Annotated in this window: 21 protein-coding genes, 2 pseudogenes and 1 riboswitch; of the genes and pseudogenes, 16 read left to right on the forward strand and 7 right to left on the reverse strand. The window is 46.4% G+C overall.

The genetic code is table 11. The annotated features are described in order from the left end of the window. Window positions 1-187 precede the first annotated feature (187 nt). A complete protein-coding gene (locus tag L5M11_RS19555; RefSeq protein ID WP_105251081.1) occupies window positions 188-1,837 on the reverse strand; it encodes an electron transfer flavoprotein-ubiquinone oxidoreductase in 1,650 nt (549 codons plus the stop codon). 247 nt (window positions 1,838-2,084) lie between these two features. Continuing rightward, window positions 2,085-2,218, forward strand: a riboswitch (molybdenum cofactor riboswitch). Between L5M11_RS19555 and moaA the strand changes: the two genes are divergently transcribed. From moaA to L5M11_RS19590, 7 genes are all read left to right on the forward strand, one after another. Next, window positions 2,206-3,186 carry a GTP 3',8-cyclase MoaA gene (gene moaA / locus L5M11_RS19560; protein ID WP_263147857.1) on the forward strand — a complete coding sequence of 327 codons (981 nt, stop codon included), beginning with the start codon at window positions 2,206-2,208 and terminating at the stop codon, window positions 3,184-3,186. Its footprint overlaps the riboswitch before it by 13 nt. A 96-nt stretch (window positions 3,187-3,282) precedes the next feature. Beyond that, a complete protein-coding gene (gene moaC / locus L5M11_RS19565; RefSeq protein ID WP_006079755.1) occupies window positions 3,283-3,759 on the forward strand; it encodes a cyclic pyranopterin monophosphate synthase MoaC in 477 nt (158 codons plus the stop codon). A 23-nt stretch (window positions 3,760-3,782) separates the two neighbouring features. Further along, window positions 3,783-4,034: a molybdopterin synthase sulfur carrier subunit gene (gene moaD, locus L5M11_RS19570; protein WP_263193035.1), complete on the forward strand. Its 252-nt coding sequence runs from the start codon at window positions 3,783-3,785 to the stop codon at window positions 4,032-4,034. Between the two features lies 1 nt (window position 4,035). After that, on the forward strand, window positions 4,036-4,503 hold the full coding sequence (moaE, locus tag L5M11_RS19575) for a molybdopterin synthase catalytic subunit MoaE (protein WP_263147854.1): 468 nt from the start codon (window positions 4,036-4,038) through the stop codon (window positions 4,501-4,503). Window positions 4,504-4,582: 79 nt separating this feature from the next. Then, on the forward strand, window positions 4,583-5,386 hold the full coding sequence (modA, locus tag L5M11_RS19580) for a molybdate ABC transporter substrate-binding protein (protein WP_263147851.1): 804 nt from the start codon (window positions 4,583-4,585) through the stop codon (window positions 5,384-5,386). Further along, window positions 5,386-6,066: a molybdate ABC transporter permease subunit gene (modB, locus tag L5M11_RS19585; RefSeq protein ID WP_105251087.1), complete on the forward strand. Its 681-nt coding sequence runs from the start codon at window positions 5,386-5,388 to the stop codon at window positions 6,064-6,066. Before modA ends, modB begins: the two co-directional genes overlap by 1 nt. Continuing rightward, complete coding sequence (locus L5M11_RS19590; RefSeq protein WP_173497784.1) at window positions 6,047-7,150, forward strand: ABC transporter ATP-binding protein; 1,104 nt, start codon at window positions 6,047-6,049, stop codon at window positions 7,148-7,150. Before modB ends, L5M11_RS19590 begins: the two co-directional genes overlap by 20 nt. Before the next feature lie 14 nt (window positions 7,151-7,164). Here the strand turns inward: L5M11_RS19590 and L5M11_RS19595 are convergent, their stop codons facing one another. After that, the gene (locus tag L5M11_RS19595) at window positions 7,165-7,326 is read right to left on the reverse strand and encodes a hypothetical protein (protein WP_263147846.1); all 162 of its coding nucleotides are present in this window, start codon (window positions 7,324-7,326) and stop codon (window positions 7,165-7,167) included. A 484-nt stretch (window positions 7,327-7,810) separates the two neighbouring features. On the opposite strand from L5M11_RS19595, the gene L5M11_RS19600 reads away from it, so the two are divergent. From L5M11_RS19600 to L5M11_RS19615, 4 genes are read left to right on the forward strand one after another with little or no spacing between them, the layout of a single operon-like run. Beyond that, window positions 7,811-8,332, forward strand: a complete 522-nt coding sequence (locus L5M11_RS19600) for a hypothetical protein (protein WP_131524044.1) — start codon at window positions 7,811-7,813, stop codon at window positions 8,330-8,332. 60 nt (window positions 8,333-8,392) lie between these two features. Then, window positions 8,393-9,070: a response regulator transcription factor gene (locus tag L5M11_RS19605; RefSeq protein WP_006079763.1), complete on the forward strand. Its 678-nt coding sequence runs from the start codon at window positions 8,393-8,395 to the stop codon at window positions 9,068-9,070. Between the two features lie 49 nt (window positions 9,071-9,119). Next, complete coding sequence (locus L5M11_RS19610) at window positions 9,120-10,376, forward strand: sensor histidine kinase (RefSeq protein WP_263164950.1); 1,257 nt, start codon at window positions 9,120-9,122, stop codon at window positions 10,374-10,376. 33 nt (window positions 10,377-10,409) lie between these two features. After that, a complete protein-coding gene (locus L5M11_RS19615; RefSeq protein ID WP_263164952.1) occupies window positions 10,410-11,102 on the forward strand; it encodes a TIGR01621 family pseudouridine synthase in 693 nt (230 codons plus the stop codon). 26 nt (window positions 11,103-11,128) lie between these two features. Here L5M11_RS19615 and L5M11_RS19620 read toward each other — a convergent pair whose 3' ends face one another. Beyond that, window positions 11,129-12,298, reverse strand: coding sequence for a GGDEF domain-containing protein (locus L5M11_RS19620; protein WP_263140820.1), 1,170 nt, complete (start codon window positions 12,296-12,298; stop codon window positions 11,129-11,131). Between the two features lie 259 nt (window positions 12,299-12,557). Here L5M11_RS19620 and L5M11_RS19625 point away from each other — a divergent pair, with 259 nt between their 5' ends. Continuing rightward, the gene (locus L5M11_RS19625; protein ID WP_006079767.1) at window positions 12,558-12,725 is read left to right on the forward strand and encodes a YqaE/Pmp3 family membrane protein; all 168 of its coding nucleotides are present in this window, start codon (window positions 12,558-12,560) and stop codon (window positions 12,723-12,725) included. 57 nt (window positions 12,726-12,782) lie between these two features. On the opposite strand, the gene L5M11_RS19630 is transcribed toward L5M11_RS19625, so the two are convergent. Beyond that, on the reverse strand, window positions 12,783-13,874 hold the full coding sequence (locus tag L5M11_RS19630) for a branched-chain amino acid aminotransferase (RefSeq protein ID WP_263182409.1): 1,092 nt from the start codon (window positions 13,872-13,874) through the stop codon (window positions 12,783-12,785). 330 nt (window positions 13,875-14,204) lie between these two features. Between L5M11_RS19630 and L5M11_RS19635 the strand changes: the two are divergent. Next, window positions 14,205-14,479: pseudogene (locus tag L5M11_RS19635) on the forward strand (Rho-binding antiterminator). Window position 14,480: 1 nt separating this feature from the next. Next, window positions 14,481-14,822, forward strand: coding sequence for a hypothetical protein (locus L5M11_RS19640; RefSeq protein WP_263186302.1), 342 nt, complete (start codon window positions 14,481-14,483; stop codon window positions 14,820-14,822). A 161-nt stretch (window positions 14,823-14,983) separates the two neighbouring features. Here the strand turns inward: L5M11_RS19640 and L5M11_RS19645 are convergent, their stop codons facing one another. Next, a complete protein-coding gene (locus L5M11_RS19645; protein WP_173248029.1) occupies window positions 14,984-15,337 on the reverse strand; it encodes a RidA family protein in 354 nt (117 codons plus the stop codon). Between the two features lie 81 nt (window positions 15,338-15,418). Beyond that, window positions 15,419-16,912 (reverse strand): Na+/H+ antiporter NhaC family protein, encoded by a 1,494-nt coding sequence (locus tag L5M11_RS19650; protein WP_263186303.1) that lies wholly within the window; start codon window positions 16,910-16,912, stop codon window positions 15,419-15,421. Window positions 16,913-17,091: 179 nt separating this feature from the next. Between L5M11_RS19650 and L5M11_RS19655 the strand changes: the two genes are divergently transcribed. Beyond that, window positions 17,092-17,313 carry a cell division protein ZapB gene (locus L5M11_RS19655; RefSeq protein ID WP_006083484.1) on the forward strand — a complete coding sequence of 74 codons (222 nt, stop codon included), beginning with the start codon at window positions 17,092-17,094 and terminating at the stop codon, window positions 17,311-17,313. On the opposite strand, the gene L5M11_RS19660 is transcribed toward L5M11_RS19655, so the two are convergent. Then, window positions 17,310-17,519, reverse strand: a complete 210-nt coding sequence (locus L5M11_RS19660) for a DUF1107 domain-containing protein (protein WP_263186304.1) — start codon at window positions 17,517-17,519, stop codon at window positions 17,310-17,312. The two genes, L5M11_RS19655 and L5M11_RS19660, sit on opposite strands and share 4 nt — an antisense overlap. Before the next feature lie 500 nt (window positions 17,520-18,019). Between L5M11_RS19660 and L5M11_RS19665 the strand changes: the two are divergent. Further along, window positions 18,020-18,261: pseudogene (locus L5M11_RS19665) on the forward strand (IS3 family transposase); the annotation flags it as partial.

An 18,261-nucleotide genomic window follows, 5' to 3' on the forward strand; every position in this document is an offset into this window, starting at 1 on the left:
CTTGCAGTAGATCTAATTATGTAGAGTATAGATGGAAATGGGATGATGATTGAAAACGAACTCTTTTATGTGTGGCAATTGTGGCCAATGTCGTAGATAAGGGCAAGCAAAAAAGTGAGATGTTTGTTTCAAAGGTGAAAAAAAGGCGCTCCATTGAGCGCCGCTATTAACATTTATTGGTGACAAGTTACATATTGGGGTAGTTAGGACCACCACCGCCTTCTGGCGTAACCCAAGTAATGTTTTGGCTAGGATCTTTAATGTCGCAGGTTTTGCAGTGAATGCAGTTTTGCGCATTGATCACAAATTTGGGCTGACCCGCCTCTTCGACGATTTCATACACGCCGGCTGGGCAATAACGCTGTGCTGGCTCATTAAACTGAGTCAAGTTAATGCCCAGTGGAATGCTGCTGTCCTTGAGACGTAAATGGCAGGGCTGATCTTCCTCATGATAAGTGCTCGACAGATACACTGAGGACAGTTTATCGAAGCTAAGCTTGCCATCGGGTTTTGGATAATCAATCTTGCTGTAAGCGCTCACAGGTGCCATTTGCGCATAGTCTGGGTGCTCATCACGCAGTGTGATAGGGAACTTTCCGCCAAACCAGTTTTGATCTATATAGTTGAATGCGCCGCCTAAATAGGTACCAAATTTGTGCATCGCTGGACCAAAGTTGCGGGATTTATGCAATTCTTCGTATAGCCAGCTTTCTTCAAGGTGGGTTTGGTAACAGTCGAGATCTTTACCGCCTTCAACCCCTGCCATCATGGCTTTACCTAAGGTTTCTGCTGCAACAATCCCGCTCTTCATCGCAGTGTGAGTGCCTTTGATTTTAGCAAAGTTCAACGTACCCGCGTTGCAGCCTATGATAAGACCGCCAGGAAAACTCATCTTAGGTAGCGAGTTTAAGCCGCCTTTAGTAATCGCGCGTGCGCCATAACTAAGGCGTTCGCCACCCGTTAAATACTTAGCAATCACAGGGTGGGTTTTATAGCGCTGGAATTCGTCAAATGGGCTCAGATGCGGATTTTTGTAGTTCAAATCAATAATAAGGCCGACCGCAATTTGGTTATCTTCCATGTGATAAAGGAAGCCGCCACCCGATGCGCCCTCGGTTAATGGCCAGCCACCAGTGTGAACGACTTTGCCTTGTTCGTGTTGTTCGGCGGGGACTTTCCAAATTTCTTTGAAGCCTAAACCGTAATGCTGTGGTGTTTTACCATTATCTAAATGGTATTTTTCGATAAGTTGCTTGCCTAAGTGGCCGCGGCAACCCTCGGAGAAAACGGTATATTTAGCGTGCAACTCCATGCCTGGCATAAAGCTGTCTTTGGGTTCGCCATCGGCACCCACTCCCATATCGCCAATCAAAATACCTTTAACGCTGTTATCGGCGTTAAATAGTAGTTCACTGGCGGCAAAGCCGGGGAATATTTCGACACCGAGTTCTTCTGCGCGATTGGCAAGCCAGCGAGACAGATTACCGACGCTGATAATAAAATTGCCGTCGTTGTGCATGGTTTTTGGCACAAAAGCATTAGGCATGACTCGGCCGTCGGTGGCTGAGCTGAGTAGGTAGATTTCGTCGTGGGTGACAGCGGTTTTTATTGGGGCATCTTTTTCGCGCCAGTCGCTGAATAGCTCGTCTAGCACTTTTGTCTCGAACACTGCGCCTGACAGAATATGCGCGCCCACTTCTGAGCCTTTTTCTACCACACAGACGGTAATTTCTTTACCTGAATCCTGTGATATTTGCATTAATCGACATGCCGTGGCCAAGCCAGCTGGACCAGCACCGACGATAACAACATCGAATTCCATTGATTCGCGTTCCATCAGTTCACCTCTTCCTTCACGTTTCCCCGATTTTTATCGAGTGTTGTAGTTTGTAAACGGGCGTTTTATTGCTTGCACCACCTTACCTGAAAATAAGATAAGGTCACAGTGGATTAAGCTGCTGTTTAGTCTAATTCAATACAAATCTTTAGGTGAGGACTGTCACAGATTATTCACGCTAGCGTGATCTAGGTTAATAAATACCTGTTTAGGGGTATAGCTAGTGAGTACTTTCGGCCTATAATCACCGACGACGGTTCTCCGAGCTTGCCTGCCTAAGTCGAAAGATATGGAGGTGTAGCCGTGGTAATAATGCCACCGGGGTGGGATAAGAAATGCTCTCACCTCCCACACTTGGAAAGGTGATCATGTCTCAATTACAAGACAGCTTTGGTCGAAAATTTCACTATTTACGGATGTCAGTCACTGACGTTTGTAACTTCAAATGCAGTTACTGCCTCCCTGATGGTTATCATCCTGAAGGTAAACCAAAATTCTTATCTCTCAATGAGATAGAAAACTTAGTCTCCGCATTTAGCCAAGTCGGCACCCAAAAAATCCGCATTACAGGCGGTGAACCTACCCTGCGTAAAGACTTTACCGACATCATTCGTGTCGTCGCTGATAACCCGCGCATTCATACTATTGCGACGACCACTAATGGATATCGACTCGAAAAGCATGCCAAAGAATGGTTCGATGCTGGCTTGCGTCGTATCAATGTGTCCGTGGATAGTTTAGATCCCAAAATGTTTTACCAGATCACCGGCGAAAATAAGTTTGACGAAGTGATGCGGGGGATTGATGCCGCCTTGTCAGCAGGTTTCGAGCGAGTAAAAATCAACGCCGTACTGCTTAAAGGTTTAAACGATAAAGATTTGCCACGTTTTTTACACTGGATTAAACACACGCCAATCGACCTGCGTTTTATCGAGCTGATGGAAACGGGTCTTGGTCGTGAGTATTTTGAAGCCCATCACCTAGCGGGCGCCGACATCAAAGCACAGTTACTGGCAGATGGCTGGCAATTAGATACGCCAAGTGCCTCCGATGGTCCAGCCCAAAATTTCAGCCGCAGCGATTATCAGGGCCGTATCGGCTTGATCATGCCCTATGCCAATAATTTTTGTGCTACCTGTAACCGTTTACGGGTATCTGCTAAGGGTAAATTGCACTTGTGCCTCTTTACGGAATCCGGTGTCGATTTACGTGATCTGCTACAGCATTCTAACCAGCAAGCGGAATTAATGGAGCGTCTGCACGGTCAATTAGCCCAGAAGAAAGAAACCCATTACTTGCATCAAGGCATCACAGGTGTCACTCAGCATCTTGCCTCTATTGGCGGCTAGACCTAGTTTTAGGTCTGTTGCCATAGCCAATTTAGCGCGAGTATAAGTTCAATTTCCCTTGTACCCTGTTTTGACCTCAATTAAAGGATCGCTCCAATGAGCAATGTATTTACCCATATTAATGCCGATGGCAATGCCCATATGGTCGATGTAACTGAAAAAGCCGTTACCGAGCGCGAAGCCCGTGCAGAAGCTTTTATCGAGATGGCGAGCACGACACTCGAGATGATCATGAGTGGTAGCCACCACAAGGGTGATGTGTTTGCGACCGCGCGTATTGCGGGCATTCAAGCTGCGAAAAAAACCTCAGATCTTATCCCTCTCTGCCATCCGCTGATGCTAACGAAAGTTGAAGTCGATTTAGAGGCACAACCTGAACATAACCGCGTGCGTATTACTAGCCTGTGCAAGTTATCCGGCAAAACGGGCGTAGAAATGGAAGCGTTAACTGCAGCTTCAGTGGCGGCGTTAACTATCTATGACATGTGCAAGGCTGTGCAAAAAGATATGGTTATCTCCCAAGTCCGTCTGTTGGAAAAGCGTGGCGGCAAGTCGGGACATTTTAAGGTTTAGCGTATCAAAAACGAGAGAAGACTATGATTAACGTGTTGTTTTTTGCTCAAGTTCGAGAATTGTTGGGCACAGCTAAATTAAGCCTAGAGGCGAGCGAGCAGACACAAACTGCCGAAGCATTACGGGTAACGCTGGCGGCAACCGACGACAAATGGGCTAAAGTATTAACCTCTGACAAATTGCTGGTGGCGGTAAATCAGACCATTAGCCAATGGGATACACCTGTAAACGATGGTGATGAAGTCGCCTTTTTCCCACCGGTTACAGGAGGTTAATATGCGTTTATTACCCGCAGTTCGAGTGCAAGAGGTCGATTTTAGTGTTTCTGACGAATATCGCCTGCTAGCTCAAGATGATAGCGATGGTGCCGTAGTCACTTTTGTCGGCAAAGTGCGTGATTTTAACGATGGTGCCGCGGTGACAGACCTAACCTTAGAGCACTATCCTGGCATGACCGAAGCCGTACTAGAACAAATCGTTGCCGAGGCGCGTAGCCGTTGGCCGCTCAATAAAGTGACGGTTATTCACCGTGTCGGTACTATGGCTCTGGGTGAGCAGATTGTGTTTATCGGCGTAACCAGCGCCCATCGCAAGGCCGCTTTTGCTGCTTGTGAATTCTTAATCGACTTTTTAAAAACCAAAGCGCCATTCTGGAAATTAGAAGCGGGCGAGCAAGGTAAAAGTTGGGTTGAAGCGAAAGATGCCGATGAACAAGCGGCTAAGCTATGGCAACACAAAGACTAGTCGCGTGGCAAAGATACTCGTAGTCGCAACGCAGCTTGCCAGTTTAAGTCCCGCGCGAATATTGCACTAAGGTGACCCAATGCAGAGTTTGACCCGTTTCTTCCATACCTGTGTTTTTGCATTACTCTGGTGCTTGGCGGTCGCGCCATCTAGCAGTCGAGCGGCGGATAATACAGCGATTCCCGCAATTGCCGCTGCCTCAGATTTACGTTTTGCCCTCGATGATATTAGCCAAAAATTTACCAATGAAACTGGGCTAAAAGTAAAAATATCCTATGGGTCATCGGGCAATTTTGCTACTCAAATCCAAAACGGTGCGCCCTATGAATTATTTTTATCTGCGGATGAAAAATATATTCAGCAATTGCATAGTGCTGGCGTTGCCCGCGATGCCGGCGTTCTTTATGCCCAAGGGCAACTCGCTATTGTTGTACCTAAAACAGGTCGTTTGTCCGTTGATCCTGAACTTAAGGGGTTAGCCGACGCACTCGCTGCAGGAAAAATTACCCGTTTTGCTATTGCTAATCCTGATCACGCTCCCTATGGCGAAAAGGCCAAAGAAGCATTGCAGTTTGTGCAGTTGTGGGATGCGATTCAACCTAAATTGATCCTCGGGGAAAATGTGTCCCAAGCAGGGCAGTTTGCGATTAGTGGTTCAACCCAGGGCGGGATTATTGCGCTCTCTTTAGCTATGTCTCCTACTTTTGCCAAACATTGTGATTACGCCATAGTGCCAGCAAAAATGCATAGTCCACTGTTTCAGCGTATGGCATTAATGGCCAAGGCGGGTGAAACAGCTCAGCATTTTTACGATTATTTAAGAGCCGATAGTGCTCGTCGTGTTTTGGCCGATTATGGTTTTTCATTGCCAGAGCAACCATGATGGATTGGCAGGCACTTTGGTTATCGGTCAAGCTGAGTGGCATCACAGTTTTAGTGTTGATTCCTTTAGCTATTTTGGCTGGACGGGCATTAGCCTATCGTCAATTTGTCGGCAAATCTTGGGTCGAGGCGCTGATCATGGTGCCCTTAGTATTGCCGCCAACTGTGATTGGTTATTACTTGCTGGTGGGGCTTGGCAGTCAAAGTTGGCTCGGACAATGGATTGAGCAAGTCATGGGTCAGCAACTCGTGTTTCACTTTTCTGGTCTGGTTATCGCCTCCGTTTTAGTTAATATTCCTTTCGCAGTGCAGCCGATACAACGCGCCTTTGAAACTGTACCTAATGATGTTCGCGACGCAGCCGCTTGTTGCGGCATGAGTCGACTTAAAATTCTACTTAAAATTGAATTGCCTATGGTGTGGCCGGGTGTGCTAACGGCATTAGTTCTGTGCTTCTCCCATGTGCTTGGGGAGTTTGGCGTTGTGCTGATGATGGGCGGCAATATTGCTGGCGAGACTAAGACGATTTCGATTGCAATTTATGACAGTGTGCAATCATTCGATTTTAATGCTGCTGGCACTATGTCATTAGTCTTATTGCTGTTTGCCGTGACGGCGTTAGCACTAACAACCAGTCTATCGCGGCGTTTAGGAGGTCAGCGTGGCGCAAATCATCGCTGATCTGCAGTGTCAGATCCAAAATCATAAACACATTAAACTCAACGCCGATTTTCGCTGTAAAGCGGGTGAAGTACTTGCTGTGGTAGGGCCGTCTGGCGGTGGAAAAACCACGCTGCTACGGATGATCGCTGGGTTGAATCATCCCGATACGGGACAAATCCACTTTGGCGATCGACCTTGGTTTGATGATAAAGCGCGCATCGCCTTAAGCCCGCAGCAACGCCATATCGGTTATATGCCACAGCATTTTGGACTATTTCCTAACCTTACCGCCCTAGAGAATGTGGTTGCTGGGCTTGATCATATTCCCAAGGCTGAGCGCATACCGCGCGCGAAAGATTGGCTCGAACGGGTCAATCTACAGGGATTACCCGATAGATTACCGGCGCATTTATCGGGCGGCCAGCGCCAGCGCGTTGCGCTTGCCAGAGCGCTTGCCCGCGAACCGTCGGTTTTGTTGCTGGATGAGCCTTTTTCTGCGGTGGACAGGGAAACTCGCGAGCGTTTATACCTTGAACTTGCGCGCCTCAAAGAGCAGTTACTTTGCCCAGTGATAATGGTCACCCACGACTTAAATGAAGCCTTACTGCTGGCTGATTCGATGATTTTGATCAGCCAAGGCAAGATGCTACAGCAAGGTGCACCTTTCGAGGTGTTATCGCGGCCACGAAATGAAGCTGTGGCTAGGCAGATGGGGCTAAGAAATATTTTTGATGGTGAAGTGGTATTTCAAGACAGCACTAAAAATCTCACTTGGCTTAAATTTGGTGAGCAGCTAATTGCCTGCGACTATGGCAAAGATCGCCCTGTGGGAAGTCGAGTCCGTTGGGTTATCCCCAATCAAGGTATTCGTTTTAATTCGATATCCAAAGGGCGTTTATGCCGCAGTTTTAATAAATTAGATGTCACGATCGACGCTATGCTGGTGATGGGCGAATCTGTTCGGCTTATCTGCTACGTCACTGGCACTCCGTTACAACTTAACACTGAAGTCTCGCTGCATTTTGCCCAAAAGCTTGCTCTTACTAAGGGGATGCAAACTACGGTGGCACTCAAATCCGAACAAATTCATATTTTGGAATAGCGTGATATCGTAATTTAATAACGTTTTATACCGAGTAATCCAATCCAAAATGTCCCTTCCAATAGCATGCCTAAGATGATGAACACCAATGCACTGGTGGCGCTGCCATAGGCATAAGCGCTTAATGCTGCTATTAATAACAAGCTTAAGCTTATCCATCGCATGACTGGTTTCATTTTCGCTCCGATTTAAAAATACCGTTACCTGATGCTAAGTTATCTGACTTTAGTCGAGGGCGATTTATTTGCCAATCCCACTTTTTAATGACACAGATAGACTAAAATACCCGCTAAAATTCAATCCTCTTGATTCTAAATGGCGAAATTGAGGGTTATCACTGAAAATGTCATGTTTAAAAATCCCCAGATGATCAAAGCTTAATCTTGTTTCCATCGGCGTTTAAGTTGGTATTAGGTAGACTTAGCACATTAGCCACAAAATGATTGAGTGTTTGGCTTATCAGCGATTTAGGTTCTGTTGACGTTGGATTTCAGATCAATTGATGGCCGAACCAGAGTTAACGCTGACACAGTGTGATGCTATATCCAGTGGTAAATTGTGAGGGATTAGCTTGGAATTGCATACAGGCGCAATAGGTCCATCGACTTCTAACTGATTGTCTCATAAGATACAAACTTAGCTGATTTATATGGAGGGGCCATGAGACTATGGTTGCTAGGATTCATGTTGGTATCTGGTGTCGCAACGGCGGCTCAGAGCATGTATTCGATGTTTGCGGGTGGAGACTATGTACCGCCGTTGAGCGTTATGCAGCAGATTGAAAAAGGGTTCTCCGGTGTGATTGCCGAATTTCATATGGAAGAGCAAGAGGGTGAATTAGTCTATCAATTTGAGTTGATTAATCCTTTAGCAAACTCTATAACGCGGTTTGAATATCGTGCCCGTGATGGTAAGTTACTGAAACAAAAGGCGAGTAAAGTAAGCGCCGATGATCTGGGTGAGGTTGAGGCAACGCGTATGATCGCGGCAAAAGATCAAACCTTTTCAGGTCTAATCATTAAGGCCACTAAAGATCATAAAGCCTTCTTAACCGAAGCAAAGTTAGACCACGACTTAGGTATCAGTTACTTAGAACTTAAGCTGTTAGACGATACGGGTAAGTTTAAGTTGGCCTTTGATGTCGAAAATTTACGACCGTTACCTTTACTCAAGTGGGATTGAAATATCTAAGTCAATCGAGTGCTCACACGAGTGCTTAAGATTGAGGAGCGCAACATACAGATGAAAATACTTTTAGTTGAAGATGATGCGACGACGATTGATTACATCGTCAAAGGATTTCTTGAGCAGGGCCACAATATCGAAACGGCGAGCGATGGCCATCAAGGCCTGTCACTTGCGACGAGTAGTCAGTACGATCTCGTGATCCTCGACCGCATGTTACCTCAACTCGATGGCTTAAAATTGCTGGCCGCCTTAAGGGCTACGGGTAATCAAACACCAGTGCTGATTTTATCCGCTTTAGCGCACGTCGATGAGCGAGTAAAAGGCTTGCGGGCAGGTGGCGACGACTATATGACTAAGCCGTTTGCTTTCTCCGAGTTATTAGTTCGCGCTGAAAAACTGATGCACCGTGGGCAATCTGTGCCTGTGACAACTGATCTCGTTGTTGGTGGTTTGAAGATGGAGTTACTGACCCGTAATGTCACTTTAGACGGGCAGGAGTTGATGCTACAGCCAAAAGAGTTCCAGTTACTTAAGTATCTGATGGAACATGCTAATCAAGTTATTAGCCGCACCTTATTGTTCGAAGCAGTGTGGGATTATCACTTCGATCCGCGCACGAACGTCATCGATGTGCATATCGCAAAATTACGCCGTAAATTTGAAGAGTTAGGCCATGGCGAGCTTATCGAAACCGTGAGGGGAGCGGGTTATCGCTTACGACAAAGGCATTAAGCCTTACCAAAGCAGCGCCTGGCGCATCACAATCGTTTTTTCGACCTTAGTGATAGTGATCATCGGGGCGTTGCTATTTGCCCTCTATCGGCAGTTGATCATCGAGCAGCAGTATCAAGTGACTCAATATTTAGAGTCAGAGACCCAACGTTATCAGCAACTTGCCCTAACGGTTGATCGCCGTAGTTTTGCCGCTCAAATCCGCGCCGCCGATCCACAAACGGCCCTGATCGCTTGGCGTAATAGCTACGATATGGTCGGTGCCTTGAGCTTTATGCCCGAAGGCATGCCCATGCTGCCGCAAACGCGGGATTTTCCTATCTTAACCGGTGGCCCGGATAAGCTGCATATTCTTACTGGCGGCCTAGTGATGACCCGCTACGGCCCAGTGTTGATTGCGACCCGTACCGATAACTTAGCGACGTTAATTGATAAGTTTATCAGTGCCGCCGCGACGGCTGTCATGCTTACCGTAGTGTTGACTTTAGCGCTCGGCTATCTGTTTTCTAAGGCGATTTTACGTCGATTAGTGCAATACAACCGCTTGAGTGAACAGATTGAACGCGGTCACTATGACACCCGCTTACCCTTGAGTTGGCGTCAGGATGAGTTCGATATGTTGGCGCTGCAGTTTAATAATGTGCTGGATATTCTCGAAAATAACCTGATGGCAGTGCGTGGTGCGACCGATAATATCGCCCATGATTTACGTACTCCACTGTCACATATCCGTATTGGTATTGAAGAGTTAGCGAGTAAGTCGAGCAATGAGATTAGCGAAGGTTGCGCCATTTTGACCGAGGAGCTCGATCATTGTTTAGCGACATTTGATGCCATGTTATCGCTCACGCGTATCGAAGAAGGTCAGCAGACACTCGATTTGCAGGAGCTAAGCCTAGCGCAACTGTGTACTGACTTATTGGATATGGCCGATGCTGTGGCTGAATCTAACGAGCAAACCTTGAGTTTATCGCTACTGACAGATCATAAGGTTTTTGGGGACAAATACTTATTATTCCAAGCCTTATATAATCTTGTCGATAATGCGATGAAGTATTCTGGCCAAGGTGCGCGGATTGAGATTATTCAGTCAGGCCCACAAATTCAGATCCGCGATAATGGCCCTGGTATTCCAGACGAGAGTAAAGAAAGAGTGTTCGAACGTTTAGTGCGCCTCGACCCTAGCCGGCATTTACAGGGCACTGGTTTAGGATTATCTATGGTCAAAGCGATTCTCTCACGGCACAATGCCAAAATTAATCTCACGGATAATCATCCTGGCTTAGTCGTCACTATTCAGTTTTAAGTCGATGATCCGCATTACAACGCCGAGTACTCCATGTATCGAATCATAGCCGATGAGGCTGATTTTATTGTTATTTCCAAATCAGCCAAAGTGCATTTCCACAGTCAGGATGGGACTGCAGGCGTGGTGGCGCAGGCTGAGCAAGATTTAGGGATTAAGCTTTTTGCTGTTCATCGACTCGATACACCCACGTCCGGTCTGTTGATTCTGGCTAAGAGCGCGGTCGCCGCCAAGCAATTTACTGAGCTGTTTACCGCTCATAAAGTGCAGAAATATTACCTCGCCCTCGCGAAAGGCAAGCCGAAGAAGAAGCAAGGCTGGGTGATTGGTGACATGGCAAAGTCGCGTCGTAGCATGTTTAAGTTACTGCGGACTAAAGAGAATCCAGCGATTACGCAGTTTTTCTCCTTGAGTGTTGGTGAGGGGTTGCGTTTATATTTGCTTAAACCCCACTCAGGTAAAACCCATCAATTAAGAGTTGCCTTGGCGAGTTTAGGTGTACCCATTTTAGGGGATGATTTATACGGCGGTGGGGCAGCGGATCGGTGTTATCTGCATGCCTATTGTCTGCATTTTCGCTATGGTGATGACGTGACAGGTTGGCGTGATTACGCTTATCGGGATTTGCCGACTCAAGGTGAGCATTTTGACGCTGAAGGTGTCACTGAGGCGCTAGTTTCATGGCGTGAGCCCGATACTTTGGCTTGGCCTGCGAAAGGAGATTAATCTTTGCAGCGTTATGTTGCAAAAGCCTAGCAAGCTTGGCAAATACGGTCTCGACCCTCAGATTTTGCGCGGTACATAGCTTGGTCTGCTTGAATGAGTAGTTTGTCAGGTTGGCATCCTTGATAAATCGTGGCGTAACCTAAACTGGCATGAATTTTTATCGTAACACCTTGCCAGATAAATGAATTGTCCTTAAGTACTTGATGCAATTTCTCGGCGACGACTCTGGCCGCGGGTGCATCAGTCGCGGGTAAAATCACCAGAAACTCCTCTCCACCGTGACGACATAGGGCGTCATTTTCTCGCAATACCGACCCAAACAGTCTCGCCGCCGTCAGCAGGGCGAGATCGCCCGCATCGTGCCCGTATTGATCGTTGATATCTTTAAAATGATCAAGATCCAATAAAATCATACTGTAAGGTACTTTATCCCGCAGCCAGCGTTGATGGATATTGTTTAAAAACTTATGCATAGCACGGCGATTCCACAGGCCTGTGAGTTGGTCCCGCTCCGCTAACATGCGGATTTTACTGACAAGCCGCGTCATGGCATTACCTATCATCACGATATTGATCAATAGGGCCAGAAATACATAGAACCAAAGCACAGGTATGGCTTCTTGCGTGTGCATGGCGATAAACATCGGACTTTCTTCGGGAGAGAGTAAGGCGATAAAGATACGAATGATAAAAATACCCACCATGGCGACTAAGGGCATGGCCATAGCGATGGCAACTCGATTTCCCGTATCGCGTTTGATGGCAAGATAGTTATCTCGAGTTAACATGGCGAAAATGAGCGCGGCGCAGGCTGAGAATGCGATGGCCAAAATGCGTTCGGAGCTGAAATTAGGTGGAACCAAAAGCATCACACCAGCGGTGAGTGCTAAAAGAATAAGATCCGATTTTACGCTGGGCTTGAGTCTAAAAAGCGCCTTCGTTCCCCAACGCGCTAGAATGAAGCCAAATAAAATCGCCATATCCGAGCAGAACCAAAAAAAGTAACTGGAGGCTTCGGTGCGTTGGCTGTTGAGTATTATGCCAAGGAGGACGAACAAGTTCGCCAGAGAAAAGCGCATACTGGCTTGAGTGGCAATTTTTAAAGGTTGTGCAATGAGTCCCCATGCGACGGCAGCCGTGCTAGTAAGCAGGCAAATAAACTTGATGAGTAATAAGGCTTGGGGATCAAATATCATTCTTTTACTTCATATTTTTCTTTAACTATAGATGCTTTTAGGGATTTTCGGTTGGAGTTTACTGGTTATCTTAGTCTACTCTGGACAGATAATGGGTTGAATATCCTTTTTCATTTTAGGGAATGGTAAGGGCCTTCATTTAGGTTGTGACTGGGATTATTTACGCTTTGCAAACTAAAAGGTTTGCAAATTCTGAGTCTTCCTGCGAAGTTAGATCTTGTTGATTTGCCTACAATCTCCGTTTTGAGGATGTTCTGTTATGGATACAAATAAACTACTTTTAGTCATTATTGCGATTTTATTGCCCCCAGTTGCTGTATTTTTGAAGGCGGGAGCGGGTAAAGATCTGCTAATAAACATAGTGTTATGTTTACTGTTCTGGTTCCCTGGTTTATTACACGCACTCTGGGTCGTGACCAAGGCATAATTTGCCTTGAAATATAAAAAAGGCTCCTAGGAGCCTTTAAACATCATCACAAATTCCTTACTTTGCTAAACGTTCAACACGCTTAACCCAGCCTTCAGGACCTTTAATATGGCCCTTTTGGATTTCGGTATACAGTTTATAGATACGCTGAACATGCTCGCCCACTTCACCATTACCGACAGTGACAACATGGCCATCTTCAAAAATGTAGGAGCCCACAGCAGAAACCACGGCCGCCGTCCCAAAACCACCCGCCTCAATAATTTCACCAGATTTAATATCAGCGATAAATTTATCAAGCATGACAGTCTCTTGGCGCACTTCACAACCGAGCATCTCACCCAATTCCATAATGGATTGCGAGGTGATCGACTTCAAAATAGTATCTGTGAAGGTTGGAATAATCACAGTGCCATCTTTCAGAATGTGGAAATGGTTCATCGCGCCCGCTTCTTCAATCTGTTGATTGGTCGAATCGAGATATAACACTTGCGATGCACCAAAGGCTGCCGCAGCTTTACCCGCACGCAACGAAGCCGCATAGTTACCCGCGGCTTTTGAGGCGCCAGTGCCACCCGATACAGCACGATGGAAAGTTTTGCTGATCAGCAAGCGTATACCTTTGTTCACGCCAGCCGCGTAATAAGCGCCACTTGGGCTTAACACCACACAGAAGGTATAACGCGAACTTGGGCTCACAGAGAGGCGGTCTTCGGTCGCAAAAATAAAGGGACGAATATACAGACACGCGCCTTCTTGCATCGGGAACCAGAGGCGATCGACATCGATCAACGCATTGATCGCATCCATCTGCATTTGTTCATCGATATTAGGAATACAGACGATATCGGCGGAGCGATTCATCCGCTCGGCATTCTTATTAATACGGAAAGTATAAATCTCGCCGTCTTCATGCATAAAGGCTTTAGCGCCTTCGAAGATCGACTGGCCATAATGCAACGCCATTGCACCCGGAGCCATTTCAAATGGTCCATAAGGAACGATGCGCGGATCGCACCATTGTCCATCATGATAATCCATCAAAAACATATGATCGGTTCTGAGGCTACCAAAGCCCACATTCCCCTCGGGCTTGAATTGCTCAGTACGGCGCTCGGACGCAGGTTTTAAATTGTAAGTTATTTCCATCGCATACCACCTTGATTACTGAACAAGCAGACTAGGGAGCGACAGGAATAAAGTCAAGAGGGGCGCGCATATCTATACCCAAACAACCTGAAGATGCAGAATTCAGCGGCTGATTTTAATGATTAAGCAACACACTTTAGGCAAGGCCATTTATTGCTCCTGCATAAATGGCATTCACGCCATTCATGGCGATTGCGGTTATTTGCAGACCTAGCGGGCTAAGTTAAAAATAACCAACACGGCCTCAGAGACAGGATAAAACAATCCACAATAATGCCAATGGCAAGTATTTTTGCCACAATAGGGTCGAACTCCCAATGAGATGATTCTATGTCAGATTATAAAATGATCCCTTGCGCCCATTACGACTATCTCGAACTCGCCTGTCTGCGTAGTTATCAACTCAACATTGAGCTTATTGATGGCACCCAGTGCCAAGGTCAAGCCATCACCACGCAGACAAGAGCCGACAAAACAGAGTGGCTTATCATCCAACTGCAACAAACTAAACAATCCCTTAGACTCGACCATATCGCCGCCATCACCCCCTCGAGCCTAATGCTGAATTTGGTCGAGTACTCATTGCGGCCAAGCAAAGGATATAACATGGCAACTATGATTTTATCGGTTGATATCGGTCACTGGATCGGTGGGCATAACGGCCAATACCCCCATCTCATTGAATTTGATATGGCGCATCTGGATAGACCCTTTCAGGTCAGCGAAGGTTGGGGGCATGGTTTAGGAGGCTTCGCTTACTCACTCGCACAATTTGTCGAAACGCCTTATTTCCTCAAACTCAAAACCGAGGCTCCTTGGGCGTTTGCCATTATCGAACAAGGCCTAGCCCAACAAGATATTGAGACTATCGCCAGCGCACTCTCAGAACAATATGGGGATCATCCGCCGCTTGTCCCTGCACATTTAATTGAAGACTTATTAGGTTAAAGCTAAAGGGTTTTGTTAGAAGAGAGTGGCGTGCTGAACAATACAGGTTTAGTTAGCGAGGTGTATTGCGGAAAAGCTTCACCGAGTCATGACACTCGGTGATAGGATTCGAAATAGGGATCGAAACAGGCTTCTAAACGGGACGAAAAATAGCTTAGCGCTTAAACCGCAACCGCCGCAATCACTGAGACTTCAACCAAATATTCTGGCTCGGCAATAGCGGCTTGCACACAAGCACGGGCTGGCGCATGACCTTTAGGCACCCAAGCATCCCATACCGCATTCATCGCATCATAATCACCCATATCTTTCAGATAAATAGTCGCTGACAGTAAATGCTCACGCGAACTTCCCGCCTGCGCTAACAAGGTATCGACCTCCTCAAGCATAGTGACAGTTTGCTCGGTGATGCCTTGATACTTGTCCTTCGCCACTTGACCACACAGATACACAGTACCTTGATGGATCACTATACTGCTCATACGGGTACCTACATCTAAACGGGTAATACTCATATTGATAATCTCTTAAATCAGATGCACTTAAATAAATGGCTCAGCAAGAACCGAATCGGCCATTTTAGCGATAAACTGGCTTTATGTCTGCGCCACGAATCTGGGCAAAGGTGAATAAAAACGTGCCATCAAGACAAATAATCCTAGACTACAGCTCACTACGGCCAGCCACACTAACGGCGTCGCCACGGCTAAATTGACTAATTGAAATCCGACTAATGCTGAGCATGCCGCGATCAAAGCAAAGGGCAACTGAGTCACCACATGGTCATGGGGCGCGCAACCTGAGCTGGTCGCACTGAGCACGCTGGTATCTGAAATGGGCGAGCAGTGGTCGCCAAAAACCGACCCCGCCATCACAGCGCTCAGTACAGGTAACAACAAATGAGGATCCAAGTTATGGGCAATCTCTGCGCCAATAGGGATCATAATTGCAAATGTTCCCCAGCTTGAACCCGTCGCAAAAGCCATTATCGCGCAGAGTAAAAACATTCCCGCTACCAGCAGGTGCGGAGAAAGATAAGCCTTAGCCCAAGCAGCCAACAATTTAGCGACGCCAAGATCTTGGATCACAGCGCCAATCATCCAAGTGCAGAGTAAAATCGCAATGGCGAAGGCGATCATGCGAACTCCGTGGCTCAAATCCCCCACTAATGCCGTTAAACGTCGCCCAGACAAGCCTAACATGGCAAGAGTGACTAAGGTTGCCAACAAACAAGCATCGCGCATAGAAGCGCCAATATCAGCCTTAGCAAGCCAGAGTGACACATCCCAAGAAGAGACCTGCTGAGCCCCAGACCACAAAGTTAATCCCACTGAAGCAGACAGCAGAGTCAGCATAGGGATTGCGAGCAGCCAAGGATTTCCCTTAACCTCGACCGTATTGGAGGATTCCACAGCAGTAGCAGCAACAAAAGAGTGAAAACCTACGCCATACCAAGCGACGAGCACGGACAAGCCTAAGGTCACTATGGCATAAAAGTTAAATAAGGCCACCTCAATAAAGGCTTCCAACGGCGACACGGGCAAAAAGCTGATCCCCGCGATAAGCGCCATCACATAGGGGCCCCAACTGGAGAAAGGCAATAGCGCGCATAAAGGCGAAGCATTGGAATCAACTAAATAGGCGAGCTGCTCATGGCGAATACCATAACGCTGGCTGAGCGGCTGACACACATGGCCGACAGCAAGACAACTGAAAATCCCATCGATAAACACTAACCAACCAAGAAATACGACCCCAAGACGCGCCTGACGTTCAGTACGAATACGGCTATATAGCCAATCGCCAAACTGACCCACGGCACCACCACGTGCTAACAATTGCGTCATGCTACCGAGCAGTAACATGGCGAACAACACATTGAGATGCCACGATTGCCAAGCACCTTGGGCATAAAATTGTTTTGCACCGATATCAAGCAAATACAACCCAGTTTGCAGAGGATCAAATTGGGCGATTAATAGGGCACCAGAGACAATACCTACGCCTAACGCCACCAGCGTGCGACGTAAAAATAGGGCTAAGGTTAAGGTCAACAGTAGCGGGAGTATGGCGAGCAAACTAGGCGACATGGACCATTCCGATAAAAAATAAAACCAAGAATACTAACGAGTTAATAACAAATGCAAAAAAACTTAATTTAGAACCCAGTAATAGGGCATTTTTTAACCAAACGGCAAGAATCGCTATTCCTTAAGTTCTAGGCACTGCTAGAATCACAGTCCCATCCAGAAACCATAGGACTCTCCAGATGAGCCTTGAATTACTGTCCAAACTGGAAACCAAAATCCAGGCTGCACTCGAAACTATCGAGCTTCTAAAAATGGAGCTTGAAGAAGAGAAGCAAAAAGCGTCTACGCTGAGTGAGCACAATCAACAATTGAATGCGCAAAACCAGCAACTACAAGAAGAACTCACTTCTTGGAACGAAAAAGTGACTGGCCTTGTTGGCTTGTTAAACAGCGAAATCTAAACTGCATTAGTTTGATGCTGCGCTTCGATCAGTTCGTTCAATTCTAAAATAGCCTGCTTCACTTTTGGCAGGCTTTTTCTTGGCAGTAAAAACCGTCCCTTCTCAAATTCCAATCGTCCTAAATCTTTAACCCAAATAACACCAGTGAGAAAAATACGCGCGTGCTTAACGATAAGCTTAGGTGCGTAGACAGGAAAAACTCTCATATGACCACCTACAAGCATTCTTGTTGTTATTGATTACAGTTGTTTGACAGAAGCTTTGCCACTTGAGTTTCATCGTTAGAGTGGTATTTTTCATCTTTTATCGCCAAAAATACTTAATCGTTTGATTTAGTTAAACTATGAATATGTCACCCTGTGAGCAAAAAATAAGATCGCCATAATAATGTCACTTGCCAATTTTTTGACACTCTGCTAAATTATTAGCGTTACTCAGGGTAAAAATGAGTCCTCTGGCTCAAGTCCGTACTTTCTTTTACAAGAAGTACGGTTTTTTTTGCCCATTTTTTGCCTCGTCTTTATTCAATAAGTTCAAACGACTAGCCTATAGAGGCCTTACTCAGTACGTTAAGATCCCTATCAAAGCTTTATTTGCCTTGTTGTTGCCAACCGCCCAATAAAAAAGAGCCCTTAGGCTCTTTTTAAATGCAATTGACCCGCCCTAAATAGCGTTGACACTTTTCAAACTCATTTTGGAGAGTGTGATGACTTCAACAATTAAACGAACTCAACGTGATTATTCCCTCGCTTTTAAATTGGCCGTTGTCGACCAAGTTGAAAAAGGCGAGCTGACCTATAAGCAGGCCCAAGACAAGTACGGTATTCAAGGTTGTTCCACCGTGTTAGTTTGGCTTCGCAAACATGGAAAACTGGATTGGTCCCAAGGGACACCGTCTACATCAATGCGAGGACAGTTGATGACTGAGCCCACCACACTGACCCCTGA

The organism is Shewanella sp. SM87 (assembly GCF_025653705.1).
GTDB lineage: Bacteria > Pseudomonadota > Gammaproteobacteria > Enterobacterales > Shewanellaceae > Shewanella > Shewanella oncorhynchi.